12 protein-coding genes are annotated in these 14,370 nt (G+C 69.7%); 6 read left to right on the top strand and 6 right to left on the bottom strand.

The features are described from left to right. Positions 1 to 10 precede the first annotated feature (10 nt). The gene (locus U5K29_03770; protein ID MDZ7677652.1) at positions 11 to 673 is read left to right on the top strand and encodes a helix-turn-helix domain-containing protein; all 663 of its coding nucleotides are present in this window, start codon (positions 11 to 13) and stop codon (positions 671 to 673) included. Here U5K29_03770 and U5K29_03765 read toward each other — a convergent pair. Continuing rightward, positions 630 to 1,610, bottom strand: coding sequence for an aldo/keto reductase (locus U5K29_03765; protein MDZ7677651.1), 981 nt, complete (start codon positions 1,608 to 1,610; stop codon positions 630 to 632). The genes U5K29_03770 and U5K29_03765 overlap by 44 nt on opposite strands. A 68-nt stretch (positions 1,611 to 1,678) precedes the next feature. Between U5K29_03765 and U5K29_03760 the strand changes: the two genes are divergently transcribed. Together U5K29_03760 and U5K29_03755 are read left to right on the top strand one after the other, a co-directional pair. Next, on the top strand, positions 1,679 to 4,432 hold the full coding sequence (locus tag U5K29_03760) for a DEAD/DEAH box helicase (GenBank protein ID MDZ7677650.1): 2,754 nt from the start codon (positions 1,679 to 1,681) through the stop codon (positions 4,430 to 4,432). After that, positions 4,429 to 5,637, top strand: a complete 1,209-nt coding sequence (locus U5K29_03755; protein MDZ7677649.1) for an SWIM zinc finger family protein — start codon at positions 4,429 to 4,431, stop codon at positions 5,635 to 5,637. The genes U5K29_03760 and U5K29_03755 overlap by 4 nt, the downstream gene beginning before the upstream one ends. A 30-nt stretch (positions 5,638 to 5,667) precedes the next feature. On the opposite strand, the gene U5K29_03750 is transcribed toward U5K29_03755, so the two are convergent. Beyond that, the gene (locus U5K29_03750; protein MDZ7677648.1) at positions 5,668 to 7,227 is read right to left on the bottom strand and encodes a DASS family sodium-coupled anion symporter; all 1,560 of its coding nucleotides are present in this window, start codon (positions 7,225 to 7,227) and stop codon (positions 5,668 to 5,670) included. A gap of 161 nt (positions 7,228 to 7,388) precedes the next feature. On the opposite strand from U5K29_03750, the gene U5K29_03745 reads away from it, so the two are divergent. Further along, positions 7,389 to 8,534 carry a Na/Pi symporter gene (locus U5K29_03745; GenBank protein MDZ7677647.1) on the top strand — a complete coding sequence of 382 codons (1,146 nt, stop codon included), beginning with the start codon at positions 7,389 to 7,391 and terminating at the stop codon, positions 8,532 to 8,534. Positions 8,535 to 8,545: 11 nt separating this feature from the next. Next, the gene (locus U5K29_03740) at positions 8,546 to 9,220 is read left to right on the top strand and encodes a PhoU domain-containing protein (GenBank protein ID MDZ7677646.1); all 675 of its coding nucleotides are present in this window, start codon (positions 8,546 to 8,548) and stop codon (positions 9,218 to 9,220) included. A gap of 34 nt (positions 9,221 to 9,254) precedes the next feature. Here the strand turns inward: U5K29_03740 and ilvA are convergent, their stop codons facing one another. From ilvA to U5K29_03725, 3 genes are read right to left on the bottom strand one after another with little or no spacing between them, the layout of a single operon-like run. Beyond that, positions 9,255 to 10,793 (bottom strand): threonine ammonia-lyase, biosynthetic, encoded by a 1,539-nt coding sequence (gene ilvA / locus U5K29_03735; GenBank protein ID MDZ7677645.1) that lies wholly within the window; start codon positions 10,791 to 10,793, stop codon positions 9,255 to 9,257. Between the two features lie 4 nt (positions 10,794 to 10,797). Then, the gene (locus U5K29_03730; GenBank protein MDZ7677644.1) at positions 10,798 to 11,214 is read right to left on the bottom strand and encodes a hypothetical protein; all 417 of its coding nucleotides are present in this window, start codon (positions 11,212 to 11,214) and stop codon (positions 10,798 to 10,800) included. 55 nt (positions 11,215 to 11,269) lie between these two features. Continuing rightward, positions 11,270 to 12,037: a hypothetical protein gene (locus U5K29_03725; protein ID MDZ7677643.1), complete on the bottom strand. Its 768-nt coding sequence runs from the start codon at positions 12,035 to 12,037 to the stop codon at positions 11,270 to 11,272. Positions 12,038 to 12,099: 62 nt separating this feature from the next. On the opposite strand from U5K29_03725, the gene U5K29_03720 reads away from it, so the two are divergent. Further along, positions 12,100 to 12,774 carry a metal-dependent transcriptional regulator gene (locus U5K29_03720; protein MDZ7677642.1) on the top strand — a complete coding sequence of 225 codons (675 nt, stop codon included), beginning with the start codon at positions 12,100 to 12,102 and terminating at the stop codon, positions 12,772 to 12,774. Positions 12,775 to 12,778: 4 nt separating this feature from the next. Here the strand turns inward: U5K29_03720 and U5K29_03715 are convergent, their stop codons facing one another. Further along, entirely contained in the window at positions 12,779 to 14,308 is a 1,530-nt protein-coding gene (locus U5K29_03715) for a PQQ-binding-like beta-propeller repeat protein (GenBank protein ID MDZ7677641.1), read from the bottom strand. Between the last annotated feature and the right edge of the window lie 62 nt (positions 14,309 to 14,370).

Genomic DNA, 14,370 nt, shown 5'->3' with positions numbered 1-14,370 from the left:
TGATGACGGCATGCGGGATCGGATCGTCACCGCGGCCGAGGGTCTCTTCGCCGCCCACGGCATCGGCGCGGTGAGCCTGCGCGAGATCAACCGCGAGGCCGGAGCCAAGAGCGCGTCGGCGGTGCAGTACCACTTCGCCGACCGCGCCGGGGTGCTCAAGGCCATCCTCGCCAAACACCGCCCCGACATCGAGTCGCGTCGCCACGCGGTGCTCGACCACTGCGAGTCGGCGGGCGAGCTCGACCTGCGCACCCTCGCAGCGGCGCTGGTGCGGCCCCTCGCCTCGAAGCTGGCCGACGCCCATGGCGGACCCGAGTACCTGCAGATCAACGCCGAGCTGGTGAACCGACCCCGGCCCCTGGTCGACCCCCGCTCCTCGAACCCCGCCGACTCGATCGACCGTTGGCGGATGATCGTCGAGCCCCTGCTCGACCCCGAAGCGGTCCGCCTCCACCGCCGGTTCACCGCGATCCGCTTCACCGCCGCCGAACTGGGACGCCGCGCGGCCACCGCGCCCCACACCGACGACCGGCTCTTCGTCGAGCACCTGATCGACCTCACCACGGCGCTGCTGGCGGCGGAGGTCTCGGACGACACCCGGCTCCTCGCCGCCGACCGTGACGCGGCGGTCAGCGCACGATCTGGTCGATCTCGGCGAGCAGGTCGGGGGTGAGGTCGGCGAGCACTCGCTTGGCGCCCATGTTCTCGGTGACCTGGTCGGGGCTGCTGGCCCCGGTGATGACCGTCGACACGTTCGGGTTGGCCGCGCACCAGGCGATGGCGAGCTGTGAGAGCGAGCAGTCGAGGCGTTCGGCCACCGACCGCAGCTCGCGGACCCTGGCGTTGCGCTCGGGATCGGTGACCAGGTCGCGCAGCCACTCGTAGCCCGGCAACGACGCTCGGCTGTCCTCGGGAACGCCGTCGGCGTACTTGCCGGTGAGCAGACCCGAGGCGAGCGGGCTCCAGGTGGTGAGACCGAGCCCGATGTCGTCGTAGAGCCGGCGGTACTCGTGCTCGACCTTGGCCCGCTCGAAGAGGTGGTACTGCGGCTGCTCCATCACCGGCTTGTGGAGGTGGTGGCGCTCGGCGATCTCCCACGCCGCTCGGATCTCGTCGGCGGTCCACTCCGAGGTGCCCCAGTAGAGGGCCTTGCCCGAACTGATCATGTCGGACATGGCCCAAACGGTCTCTTCGACGGGAGTGTCGGGGTCGGCTCGGTGACAGAACACCAGGTCGACGAAGTCGAGCCCGAAGCGTTCGAGCGACCGGTCGATCGCCTGCGACAGATACTTGCGGTTCAAGGTGTTGGTCATGTTGACCGTGTCCTTGTGGAGTCCCCAGAAGAACTTGGTCGACACGATGTAGCTGTGACGCTCCCACCCCAGCTCGTCGATGGCCCGACCCATGATCCGCTCGGACTCGCCGCCCGCGTACGCTTCGGCGTTGTCGAAGAAGTTGACCCCCGCCTCACCGGCCGCGGCCAGACAGTCGCGGGCCAGACCCAGGTCGAGCTGGTCGCCGAAGGTGACCCAGGAGCCGAACGAGAAGGCGCTGACCGCCAGCCCCGATCGGCCGAGGCGCCGATAGGGCATCGTGGTGGGGTCGGTCATGGTTCCTCCTCGTCGGACTGGTCGACCCCCGACCCTAGATGTCACAGGCGGTCGGTAGCGTCGTGGTGATGCGAACGATCGCTGCTGACCTCGAGGCCACGTTCGTGGCCGGCACCCACAGCCGGGACGGCGCGCTCGCCCTGTGGGGCCCGGGGCTCGACGACCACGGCGATCGGATCGACCTGGTCGTGCCGGTCGGCCGCCAGGTGCGGCTCCGCTCGACCTCGGTCGAGCTCGTCCCTCTCCACGAGCTGGTCGACCACCTCGCGACGCTGCCCGGCAACGCCGAGGTCAGCGGATCGGTGCGCGCGTGGTCGGTGGCGGTACGGCTCGCCCTCGACCTCATGGCCAGGGGCCGGCTCCTGCCCACCATCGCCGACGACGACACCGACCAGTGGCGCCTCGGCCCGCTCGACCCCGCCGACCACGACCGCATCGAATCGCTGGCCGCCGCCCTGCCTCCGGCCGCCCACGCCGTGGCCGTCCCCGACACCTCGCCCCGCCAGATCCTCGCTCCCCACACGACGCTCGCCGCGTTCCTCGACGCGGTGGCCGACACCTTCGTGCGCACCGCTGCCGCGCCGATCGCGGCCGGGCACCAGGTCTTCGCCGACCCCGCGGCCCACGATGTCGGCGGGCAACGAGACTGGCTCGGCTCCACCATCACCGGGGCCGACGGCTCGATCACCGCCGCACTCCGGGTCGAGGTGCCCGACATCCCCGAACGTTCGGTCGACTGCGTGCTCGAGGTCCACAGCCGCTCCGACCCGGGCCTCGTGCTCTCGGCCGACGCCCTGTGGTCGGCACCGACGCCGGTCGCTGCCCGGTTCGGCCCCGACCCCGACCTGCAGCTCTTGGTCACCTTGCGGCGCGCCGCCCGGGTGTGGGGTCCCATCTCACGGTTGCTCGACCAGTCCCACCCCGACCGCCTCGTGCTCGACGACGAAGAGGCCACCGAGTTGTTCGGCCCGGTGGCCGACGACCTCGCCGCAGCGGGGCTGGTGGTCATGTGGCCCAGCGACGTGCTCCGCCCGCTCGACCTGCGTCCCGTGCTCACCACACCCCGACCGGCGTCGGTCACCCGCGGCGGGCTCAACCTCTCGACCCTCGCCGAGATGCGGTGGCGCGCCACCCTCGACGGCGAGGAGCTCACCGATGACGAGCTCGAGTTGCTGTCCCAGGCCAAGCGCCCCATGGTCCGCATCCGGGGTCAGTGGGTCCGGGCCGACCCCGAGCAGCTCCAGCGACTGCACGAGCGGCGCGAGGTCCGCACCGGCGACGCGCTCGCCGCCGCCCTGTCGGGCAGCTTCCTCGTCGACGGCCAACCGCTCGAGGCCGAGATCGAAGGACCCCTGGCCAACCTGGCCGAGCGGTTGCGGTCGCTCGACCAGCGTCCCGCGTTCGACGCCCCGCCCGGCCTCCACGCCGAGCTCCGGCCCTACCAGGAACGCGGTGTCGCCTGGTTGACCGAGATGGCCGATCTGGGCCTGGGCGGGGTGCTGGCCGACGACATGGGGCTGGGCAAGACGTTGCAGATCCTCGCGCTGCACCTGATCCGCAGCGGCACCGGGCCGACCCTCATCGTCTGTCCCACCACCCTGCTCGGCAACTGGCAGCGCGAGGCCGCCAGGTTCATCCCGGGGGTGACAGTCCGCCGCCACCACGGATCGTCGCGGTCGCTCGACGAGGTGACGACCGACGAGATCGTCGTGACCACCTACGGAGTCGTGCGCCGCGACGCCGAGGAACTGGCCGAGATCGGCTGGGGCCTGGTCGTGGCCGACGAGGCCCAGGCGGTCAAGAACCCCTACTCGCGCACGGCCCGCGCCCTGCGCACCATCGGGGCCCAGGCCCGAGTCGCCCTCACCGGCACCCCGGTCGAGAACCGCCTGTCCGACCTGTGGGCCCTGCTCGACTGGACCACCCCAGGGCTGCTGGGTTCACTCGAACTGTTCCAACGTCAGGTGGCCGTGCCCATCGAGCGCGACCGAGACGACACGGTCACCGAGCGGCTGGCCGACACGGTCCGCCCGTTCCTGCTGCGCCGCCGCAAGTCCGACCCCACCATCGCCCCCGAGCTTCCCGACAAGACCGAGACCGATCGCTTCGTCGGCCTCACCACCGAACAGGCCACGCTCTATCGCGCCGTGGTCGCCGAGTTGCTCGAGCAGGTGAACCACGCCGAGGGCATCACCCGCCACGGTGCGGTGCTCAAGCTGCTCACCTCGCTCAAGCAGATCTGCAACCACCCCGCCCACTACCTCGACCAGACCGAGCCCCTGAGGGGACGGTCGGGCAAGCTCGACGCGGCCACCGATCTGCTCGAGGTGATCTGCGCCGAAGGCGACTCGGCGCTGGTGTTCACCCAGTTCGTGGCCATGGGCCATCTCCTCGCCGAGCACCTGCGGTCGGTCGGCATCGAGTCGCAGTTCCTGCACGGATCGGTGCCGGTCGCCCGACGCGAGGCCATGGTCGATGCCTTCCAGGCGGGCGAGCCCAAGGTCCTCATCGTGTCGCTCAAGGCCGGCGGCACCGGGCTCAACCTCACCCGGGCCACCCATGTCATCCACTACGACCGCTGGTGGAACCCCGCTGTCGAGGACCAGGCCAGCGACCGGGCGTGGCGCATCGGCCAGGACCGCAACGTGCAGGTCCACCGGCTCGTGTGTGAAGGCACCCTCGAAGAGCGCATCGCCACCATGCTCGAGACCAAGCGTGACCTCGCCGAGTCGGTCACCGGCGGTGGCGAAGCGTGGGTGTCCGACCTGTCCGACACCGAGCTGGCGGCGCTGGTCGAACTGGGCGGGAGCGACGTCCTGTGACCGCCAGACGCCGCACGTTCGGCAACACGTGGTGGGGGCAGGCGTGGCTCGACGCGCTCGAAGGCCGCGCGGTGCACGATCCCAACCGCCTCCCACGGGGCCGGACCTACGCCCGTCAGGCCCGCGCCGACGATCTCATCATCGAGCCGAGCTGGGTGCGGGCCTGGGTTCAGGGCAGTCGGCCCGAGCCCTACGAGGTGGTGCTGCAGGTGCGGGCCTTCCGCGACGACGAGTGGGAGTGCGTGCTCGACGCCATCGCCGCCAAGGCCGGACATGCGGCGGCGCTACTCGACGGCGAGCTCGATCCAGGCGTCGTCGCGGACGCCGAGGCGGTCGAGGTCGACCTGCTCCCCCGCTCCGGCGACCTTCGCACCGCGTGCTCGTGTCCTGACTGGGCCGAGCCGTGCAAGCACGCGGCCGCCGTCTGCTACCTCATCGCCGACGCGCTCGACGACGACCCGTTCGTCCTGCTGCTGCTCCGCGGCCTCGACCGCGCCGCGATCATCGACGCGATCCGTGCCCGGCGCGCCGGCACCGACCCAGAGGTCTCCCACGGGCCACCCCGAGCCGAGGGCGTCGTCGCCCGCGAAGCCTGGCGCCGCGACCTCGGCCCGCTCCCCGACGTGCCCGCGCCGCCTCGAGACGGGCCCGGCAAGCCGGCGCCCTGGCCCAGCCCACCGCCCGCCGACGCAGGGTTCACCTCCGCCGGCCTGCGCTCGCTCGCCGAGGACGCTGCCCGCCGGGCCTGGGCGGTGCGGGTCGGGGTGGGCGACGACACCTCGGCGCTCGAGCTCGACCGCGGCACCGACCTGGCTCGACGAGCCGCGTGGGCATCGCCCGCCGAACATGCCCAACTCGCCGACCGTGGTGGTGTCACCGAAGCTGCCCTCGAAACATCGGCCACCGCGTGGCGAGCCGCGGGGGCAGCCGGGTTGCGGGTGCTCGACGAGCCGTCGTGGAACCCGCCCGTCGCCGAGATGGCCGCGGCCAAGGAACAGCTCGAGAGCCTCGGCGTGCCGCCCTCCACCATCCAGGTCCGCTCGAACCGCATCACCATCGCCGGGCACCAGCAGCTCCAACGCAGCCACGACGGGCGCTGGTACCTGTTCGTCAAGCAGAGCGGCCGGTGGGCGATGGCCTCCGGAGGAGCGACCGACCTCGACGATCTCCTCGACGCCACCGTCGACCTCGGCCCCACCGGCTGACCCACGCGGGGTGGATCCGGCCCGACCCGGTCACTCCAGCCGCAGGTCGATCCCGAGGATCGGCAACGCCAGCACCGGCAGCCACGAGGTGATCAACACGATGCTCACCAGGTTCAGCCGCAGGCCCATGCGCATCAGGTCGGGGATGCCAACGAACCCGCTTCCGAACACGATGGCGTTGGGCGGTGTGGCCACCGGCAACATGAATGCCAGGCTCGCCGCCACCGCGACCGGCACCGCGAGCACCAACGGGTGGACGCCCAGCCCCGGAGCGATAGCGGCGACGATCGGCACCAGCGCGGCAGCGGTGGCGGTGTTGCTCGTCATCTCGGTCATGAACACCACCCCGGTGGTGACGACCGCGATCAGCACGATCGGATGCACGTCGAGTCCCTGGACCTGGAGGCCGAGGAAGTCGTCGACCCCGGTTGCCGCGATCGCCGACGCCAGGCTCAGGCCTCCGCCGAACAGCAACAGGATGCCCCACGGAAGCTGGCGGGCCGTCTCCCAGTCGAGCACGCGGGTGTCGCCCTGATCGGCAGGGATCACAAAGAGGGCCACGCCCGCGATCACCGCGATCCCCGCGTCGCTCAACCCGCCAAGCGGCTGCGCGCCGAACACCGTCAGATCGACCAGCAGCGGGCGGAACACCCAGGACAGTGCCGTCAGGACGAAGACGATCAGCACGGCCCACTCGGCTCGCTGCATCGGCCCGATCGGAGCGACGGTGCGGTCGGTGAGCAGACCCGCCAGCCGATCGCGCTCGACATCGGGCGGGAACAGCACCCGGGTGAGCAGCAGCCAGGCGATGGGCAGGAACACCGCGACCAGCGGAACGCCGACGACCAGCCAGTCGACGAACGAGATCTCGAAGCCGAGCTCGTCTCGGGCGAACGACGCCAGGAACAGGTTCGGCGGGGTGCCGATCAGCGTGCCGACCCCTCCGATCGAGGCGCTCGCCGCGATGCCGAGCAGCAGCGACCGGGCGAAGCTGGTGCCGGACGCACCGGGACGGTCGATGAGCGACCCGCGTCCGCCCGGCACCGCCGCATCGACCACGCTCAAGGCGATCGGCAACATCATGGCCACGGTGGCGGTGTTCGAGACCCACATGCTGAACGTGGCGGTGAGGACCATGAACCCGCCCACCAGCATCCGGGGTTCGGTCCCGACGACCCGCAGAGCCAGAACGGCGATCCGGCGCTCGAGCCCCCATCGCTGCATGGCGAGCGCGAGCAGGAACCCGCCGAGGAAGAGGAAGATGAGGGGGTTGGCGTAGGGAGCGGTGGCATCGTCGACTCCGAACACGCCGAACAGCGGGAACAACGCGACGGGCAACAGCGCGGTGGCCGACACGTGGAGCGCCTCGGTCATCCACCAGATCGCCATGAGCACACCGATGGCCGCGGTGGCTCGTCCGGCGTGACCCAGCTCGACCACGGTGTCTCCCGACCCGGCGACATCGGGGATCACCAGGTACACCACCGCTGCCACCAGGGGCCCGAACACCAGAGCCCACCGGGAGGCAAGCTCGCGGAACCCGGTCTCGGCGACGGTGTCGTCGGCCATGGAGTCGCCGCTGGTGGTCACCGCACCATCGTGGCTCGCGCGCCGCGGTCGAGCCACCGCCGAAGGTCCCGACAGAAGGTGAACGGACCGCGACGACGCGGTGAACAGCCGCCTGCGTCCCGTCCGCTACGGTGCGCCTGGATGTGGCCCCTCGTCACTTGCCGGGACCACCCCTCCCAACCATGACCGACACTCCGGCCGCACGTCCCACGACCAGGGCACCGATCCCGACACCGGCACGTGCCGCGCTCGTCGTCGTCCTCATCTACATCTTCCTGGTGGGCGTCTCCTCGCTGGAGAACGGCATCAAGCTGTTGGGCGCCGATGTGCAGGAGACCTTGTTCTCCACGGTCACCAACCCGCTCGCCGGGCTCTTCATCGGCATCCTGGCCACGGTGATGGTCCAATCGTCGTCGGCGAGCACCTCGGTGATCGTCGGTCTCGTCGCGTCCGGAGCCGTCGGCGTCGACGCCGCGGTGCCGATGATCATGGGCGCCAACATCGGGACCACGGTCACCAACACCCTCGTTGCCCTGGGCCACGTGCGCCAGACCGTCGAGTTCCGGCGGGCACTGGCCGCAGCCACCGTCCACGACTTCTTCAACGTGATGGCCGTTGCCGTCCTGTTGCCCCTCGAGCTTGCCACCGGCGTGCTGGGACGGATCGCAGCAGGGATCAGCGAACAGCTCGTAGGTGCGTCGGGCACCGAGTGGCGCAGTCCGGTCAAGGAGCTCGTGTCCCACCCCGTCGCCTGGATCCAGGACGCAGGTGAGGCGATCGGGACGACCGGCAACGTGCTCGGCGTGCTCATGGTGGTGGTGGGGATCGCCGTCATCCTGGGGGCGCTCACCTTCATCACCAAGAACATGCGCCGGCTCGTCGCCGACCGCATCGAGCGGTCACTCAACGCCTTGCTGGGCAAGGGCGGAGGCCTGATGGCCATGGCGCTCGGGGTGATCATCACCATCGCCGTGCAGTCGTCGACCATCACCACCTCGATCATGGTGCCCCTCACCGCCGCCGGGGTCCTCACCCTGCGCAACGCCTACCCGATGACCCTCGGGGCCAACATCGGGACCACGGTCACCGCGCTGCTGGCCGCGATGGCCGCCAGTCGGCCGGAGGCGCTCACCATCGCCGTGGTCCACACCCTGTTCAACTGCACGGCGATCGCGTTGGTGTACCCGGTGCAGGTGGTCCGCGAGCTCCCGATCCGGGCTGCAGAGATCCTGGCCGACCTGGCCGCCGAGCGAAGGTCGTGGGCGTTCGCCTACGTGGTGGGTATGTTCATCGTGGTGCCGGTGATCGGCACCGCCCTCTTGAGGTGAAAGGTACCGTCATGGTCCTGTCGTTCTTCCGTCGAGGCGAATCGGGGATGGAGTCGGTCACCACCAAGGTGGTCCGTATGCTCTCCGATGCCCGCCACTCGTTCGATCTTGCCACCGCCACGCTCGTCGGCGGCGTCGACCCGGCAGACGTCCGCGACGAGATCTATGAGACCGACCAGCGGATCAACCGCACCGAGCAGGAGCTTCGACGCGAGTTGGTCGTGCACGTGAGCGTGCAGGGGCCCGACGACATCGGTGACGTGCTCGGCCACATCCTGCTCATCAAGAAGATCGAACGGATCGGTGACCAGGCCAAGAACATCTTCGACCTGGCAACCGAAGGGGTGTCGCTGGCCGATGCTCCCGATGCTGCCGGGTTCATCGAGGATCACCAGACGATCTCGAACATGATCGACGAGCTGGCAGCACTGCTCGCCGACCACAACGTGGAGCGGGTCGCGGAGTTCCGCACCACAGCCGATGCCATGCGGATCGAGCAGGAGCGCCACATCCGCATGCTGATGCACAGCGACGAACCCGGTCACTGGGCAGTGCCGCGAGCGGTGCTGCACCGCTACCTCAAGCGGATCGTGGCCAACCTCGCTGGGGTGGCCACCACCGTCAGCGAACCGGTCCAGTACCAGGACTACTACGACGAGGGTCGCACCGACATCACCGACGACTGATTCTCGGCCGGCCAAGAGGTGGCACGGGCCACTCCTAGCCGCTGTTGAGGAACCGTTCGTACGCGGGATTGGCGAGCTCGGGGCGGAACCGGTAGCCCAACGTGTCGAGGAACGAGTCGAACTCGACCCGCTCCGACGGTGGCACCTCGAACCCGGCGAGGACCCGGCCGAAGTCGGCACCGTGGTTGCGGTAGTGGAAGAGGCTGATGTTCCAGCGGCCGCCGAGGGTGTCGAGGAAGGTCAGCAGCGCCCCGGGGCGTTCCGGGAACTCGAAGCGGTAGAGCAGTTCGTCCGACACCTGAGGCGAGGTGCCACCCACCATGTGACGGACGTGGAGCTTGGCCATCTCGTCGTCGGACAGGTCGATCGTCTCGTACCCGGCGCTGCGCAGGGTGGTCGCCAGCGCGTCGGCATCGTCGCGGGACGTGATGCCGACGCCAACGAAGATGTGGGCGACCGAGCGGTCGTTGAGCCGGTAGTTGAACTCGGTGATGAGTCGCCGGCCGAGGGTGGCGCAGAACTCACCGAAGGCGCCCTTGCGCTCGGGGATCGTCACCGCGAACAGCGCTTCGCGAGCCTCGCCCAGCTCGGCCCGTTCCGCCACGAAGCGGAGTCGGTCGAAGTTCATGTTCGCCCCGCTGAGCACCGCCACCACGTCGACATCGGCGAGTCCCCTGTCCTCGATGTAGCGCTTCGCCCCCGCCACCCCCAGTGCACCTGCCGGTTCGACGATGCTGCGGGTGTCGTCGAAGACGTCCTTGATGGCCGCGCTGATCTCGTCGTTGGTGACGGTGACCATCTCATCGACCACCTCCTGCGCGAGGGGGAAGGTGTGCCGCCCCACGTCGCGCACCGCGACCCCGTCGGCGAAGATCCCCACCTGGTCGAGCCTCACGGGCGACCCCGCGGCCAGCGATCGGGTCATGGCATCGGCCTCGGTGGGTTCGACGCCGATCACCTTCACCTCGGGCATGACCACCTTCAAGTAGGCACCGATGCCGGCGATGAGGCCCCCGCCACCGACCGGGACGAACACCGAGTGCAGGTCGGGTGGGCGGCGGCGGACGATCTCGTCGCCGATGGTGCCCTGGCCGGCAATGACGAGTGGGTCGTCGAAGGGGTGGATGAACGCCTTCCCCGTGGACTCGACGAGCTCCTCACAGTACGCCTGGGCGTCGCTGAAGCTGTTGCCCACCAGCACAACCTCGGCCCCCAGCGCACGCACGGCATCGCTCTTGATCTCGGGCGTGGTCTCGGGCATGACGATGAGAGCGTGCAGACCGAGATGGCGGGCGGCGTAGGCGACCCCTTGCGCGTGGTTGCCGGCGCTCGAGGCGATGACACCCTTGGCGCGCTCGCCAGGTTCCAGGTTGGCCATCTTGTTGTACGCGCCGCGGAGCTTGAAGCTGAAGACCGGTTGCAGGTCCTCGCGCTTGAAGTGGACGCGGGCACCGAAGCGCCCGGACAGGCGTGGCGCAGGGTCGAGCGGGGTCTCGCCCGCCACCTCGTAGACCCTGCTGGTGAGGATGGCGCGGAGCACCTCGTCGAGCGATGTCCGAGCGCTGGAGGTCACCTGCTCAGCCGACCAGTGCCCTCACGTCGAACCCTGCCTGCACGATGAGCAGCACGAAGATGGCGCTTCCGACAGCGGAGTAGTGCCACCGCCACTTGTGATCGGCAGCAAAGAAGCGGCGCACCGCGAACGCGATGGCGATCATCGACACCAACCCCACGGTGAGTCCGAGCATCGGGCCGACGCCACCGCTGAGGTCGACGACCGGGCGGAGGATGGGCAACAGGACGTAGGTGATCAGACACCGAGTGGCCGAGATGGCGATCGACTTGCTGAACGCGCTCTGGGCGGCGAAGAGGCTGACCTTGGGAGCGTCGGGCGGCAGGAACAGCAGACGACGCGCCAACACGTCGGCATCGGAGCGTCGCACCGGCTCGAGGCCGGCTGCTGCGGTGGTGGTGGTGTCGACCGTCGTGTCCATCGGTTCCGAGGCTACAAGCTGGCCCGACGTCGGACCCAGCCGGACCTCGCCCGGCCTAGAGGGCTCCCGCCAGGCTTCCGCAGTCGAGGCTGGAGTACTGGCCGATGTCGTCGAAGCCGGCCGAGCCCGCATCACCGAACTCGGCGGTGAGCTCGACCCCGTCGTAGCTGTAGGGCGACTGGCTGATGAGGTATTCGCCCGTGTCGGGATCCTCGAGCTCGCCGGTGAACAGATCGAGGTCGGCAAGACCGTCGCAAGTGGCACCCGAGATCGCCCCGACGCTGGCGGTGACGGGGAACTCGAAGGCCATGCCGGACTCCTCGTCGAGCACCGGGGTGAGCCCACAGCCGTCGGACCGGTAGATGCCGACGATCGATCCCGAGGCCGGACCCGAGATCGCGACCCACGCCTCGTCCGCGCCGTCGTCGTCGAGATCGTGACCGCCCAGCGGCCGTGCGCCCATGCCCGAGGCCGAATCGATGGTCACCGCCGCGGTGCCGCCCGCCGCCCACTCGACGTGGAGCCACCAACTCCCGTCGTGGGGGTAGACCGACAGCGTGTCGGGGGCGCCGTCACCGTCACCGTCGTAGGCGACGGTGGCCTCGGTGACGTCGGTGACCCCACTGGGGATGGGGGCGTCATCGGGGCAGGCGTTCGGATCGGTGGTCGTGGTCGTCGACGAGCTGGTCGTGGTCGAGGACGAGCTGGTCGAGGTGGTGGTCGCGCCGGTGGTGGTCGTGGTGTCCGACGCCGACTCGGTGTCGTCGTCGCCACACCCGGCGAGGATCAGAACGGTCACCAGGAGTGCTGCACGGAGAGCCATGGGTCCACCGTAGTTCCCGATCTCGCAGCCACCGATCGATAGCGTTGCCATAGACTGGAGAGATGGTCGCCTACAAGACGCCGGAGTTCCACCCCGCGTTCGAGGAGTACTGCGAGGCCATCTTCGAGCTCCACGAGGATGCGGTCGATGTCATCCAGGCCCGGATCGCTGAGCGCCTCGAGGTCTCGAGGCCGGCTGTATCCGAGATGATCCACCGCATGCAGGACGAAGGCCTGGTCGAGGTCGATCGAGCCATCCGGCTCACCCCGGCCGGCGCCGAGCTGGCCGAGAGCGTGGTGCGCCGACACCGCCTGGCTGAACGGTTCCTGACCGACACGCTGGGCCTGTCGTGGGCCGAGGCCCATGCCGAGGCCGGCAAGTGGGAGCACGTGATCTCTCCGGCGGTCGAGACCGCCATGGACCGCTACCTCGGCGCACCAACCACCTGCCCCCACGGCAATCCCATCCCCGGATCGAGCTACGTGCTCGACCCCGACACCATCACCCTCGATGCGATCGAGCCCGGCCGCTCGTTCACGGTCCGACGCATCACCGAAGAGCTGGAGTTCACCGAGGGACTGCTGGAGTTCCTCGAGGAGTCGGCGGTGCAGCCGGGCAAGGTGGGCAAGGTGACCTCGACCGCCCCCGACGGCACCAGGACCGTCGAGATCGACGGCCGCCACGTCGGTCTCGGCGCCTTCTTGGGCGCCCGCATCCTCGTCACCCCCGAGGGTTGACCGGTCAGCGTCCCGACGGCACCTCGACCAACGGGTCGTGGTCGCGCTGGCCGACGGCGTGGAAGAAGCCGTTGCGGGTACCGACGAAGATCCGTCCCCGCCACACCGTCGGGGTCGACTCGACACATCCGCCGAGCGGCACCGCCCAGATCTGGGGCGGAGCGGCGGTGGTGTCGGACACGTCGAACCCTCGCAGCACCCCGCCCCGGCAGTCTCCCTGGATGAGCACGTTGTCGACCACCACCGGTGACTGCCAGATCGGGCCCCGCAGGAAGAACCGCCACCGCACCTCGCCGCTGTCGCGGTCGATGCCGTGCACCCAGCCGGCGTCGGTGGGGACGATGAGGATGTCGCGGTGGATCGCCGGAGTCGCCCACACTCCACTGCGTTCGGGGTCGTCGACCGACCACACCACCGGATCGTCGGGACGCCGAGGATCGAGCTTGAGGATCTGTCCGACCTCGGCCGAACGGTCGGTCGGTCGGTCGACCTCCACTGCGACATAGAGATAGCCCTCGTCGTCGATCACGATGGTGGCGTCGGTGTCGTCCCCGGTCCAGAAGCGGAAGACCCGCTCGGGGTCCCGGCCATCGTCGAGCCCACCGATGTCCCACCCCTGGACCAACCCGCCGGAGTTGGCGAAGTAGATCGTGTCGCCCGAGATCGCCGGTGAGCTCTCGATCGAGATGTTGTCGTGGCCGAGGTCGTCGAGCAACCGGTCGTCGAAGCCGGGAGCAACGAACACCAGCTCGGGGTCGACGGCGACCAGGCCCTCGGTGTCATAGCCGCGATTGAGCTTCCAGATGTACCAGTGGCTGTTCTCACCGACCTGGAACAGGTGGTCGTCGACGACCAAGGGAGCGGCGTCCCAGTCGTCGTTCCACACCGGGTCGACATCCTCGTACGCGTCGTAGGACCACAGCACCGTCGGTTCGTCCCGGTCAAAGGCCACCGCGTAGAGGTGGTCGTCGAGTGATCCGGTGTAGACGATGGGGTAGCCGTCGGGATCGACGGTGTCGGACCCCTTGAACAGGTCGCCGGCCTCGAAGCTGGGGATGATCTCCTCGCCGGTGTCGGCATCGAGGAAGTGCAGCTTGCGGTCGTAGGCCCCGAACACGACCCAGGTGCGACCGTCACGCTCGAACACCGACGGCTGGCCGGTCCATCCGGTGCCGCACCAGTCCCGTTCCTCGCCTTCGAGCAGCGACGACGAGCACATGGGTCGATCGGGATAGCGCCAGATCCGCACGGGGTCGGTCGGAACCGGGCCTCGGCCGTACCACGTGCGGGTGGGGTTGCCCCGGAAGGTGAGCAGGCCGTCGACGGTGTCGCCCCACGGGTGACCGGCCGACGCGGGGTCGACCCACATCGGCGAGGTGTCGTCGGGGGTGCTGGTCGGCCAGTCGGGAGGCTCGACAGCGGGGGTCGGGTCCGCAGGGGTGAGCACGGCCAGCGCCACACCGATCGCCACGACCAGGGTGGCGGCGACCCCCAGTCGTGTCAGGCCGTCGCGGGCCGGAGCTTGCAGTGGCACCGCACCAGTGTGGCAAGCGCGCGCTGCCGCGACGGACCGGGCGGCCCCGAGCGAGCCAACCC

Source organism: Acidimicrobiales bacterium (assembly GCA_034521975.1).
Taxonomy (GTDB): Bacteria; Actinomycetota; Acidimicrobiia; order Acidimicrobiales; family SKKL01; genus SKKL01.
This window is presented reverse-complemented; position numbering and strand designations above follow the sequence as displayed.

What these genes read in the sequence shown, in the direction of transcription:
- U5K29_03760 (MDZ7677650.1), top strand. Translation starts at nt 1,679, where the DNA reads ATGCGAACGATCGCTGCTGACCTCGAGGCCACGTTCGTGGCCGGCACC.
- U5K29_03730 (MDZ7677644.1), bottom strand. Translation starts at nt 11,214, where the DNA reads ATGGACACGACGGTCGACACCACCACCACCGCAGCAGCCGGCCTCGAG.
- U5K29_03745 (MDZ7677647.1), top strand. Translation starts at nt 7,389, where the DNA reads ATGACCGACACTCCGGCCGCACGTCCCACGACCAGGGCACCGATCCCG.
- U5K29_03720 (MDZ7677642.1), top strand. Translation starts at nt 12,100, where the DNA reads ATGGTCGCCTACAAGACGCCGGAGTTCCACCCCGCGTTCGAGGAGTAC.
- U5K29_03765 (MDZ7677651.1), bottom strand. Translation starts at nt 1,610, where the DNA reads ATGACCGACCCCACCACGATGCCCTATCGGCGCCTCGGCCGATCGGGG.
- U5K29_03740 (MDZ7677646.1), top strand. Translation starts at nt 8,546, where the DNA reads ATGGTCCTGTCGTTCTTCCGTCGAGGCGAATCGGGGATGGAGTCGGTC.
- U5K29_03770 (MDZ7677652.1), top strand. Translation starts at nt 11, where the DNA reads ATGCGGGATCGGATCGTCACCGCGGCCGAGGGTCTCTTCGCCGCCCAC.
- U5K29_03725 (MDZ7677643.1), bottom strand. Translation starts at nt 12,037, where the DNA reads ATGGCTCTCCGTGCAGCACTCCTGGTGACCGTTCTGATCCTCGCCGGG.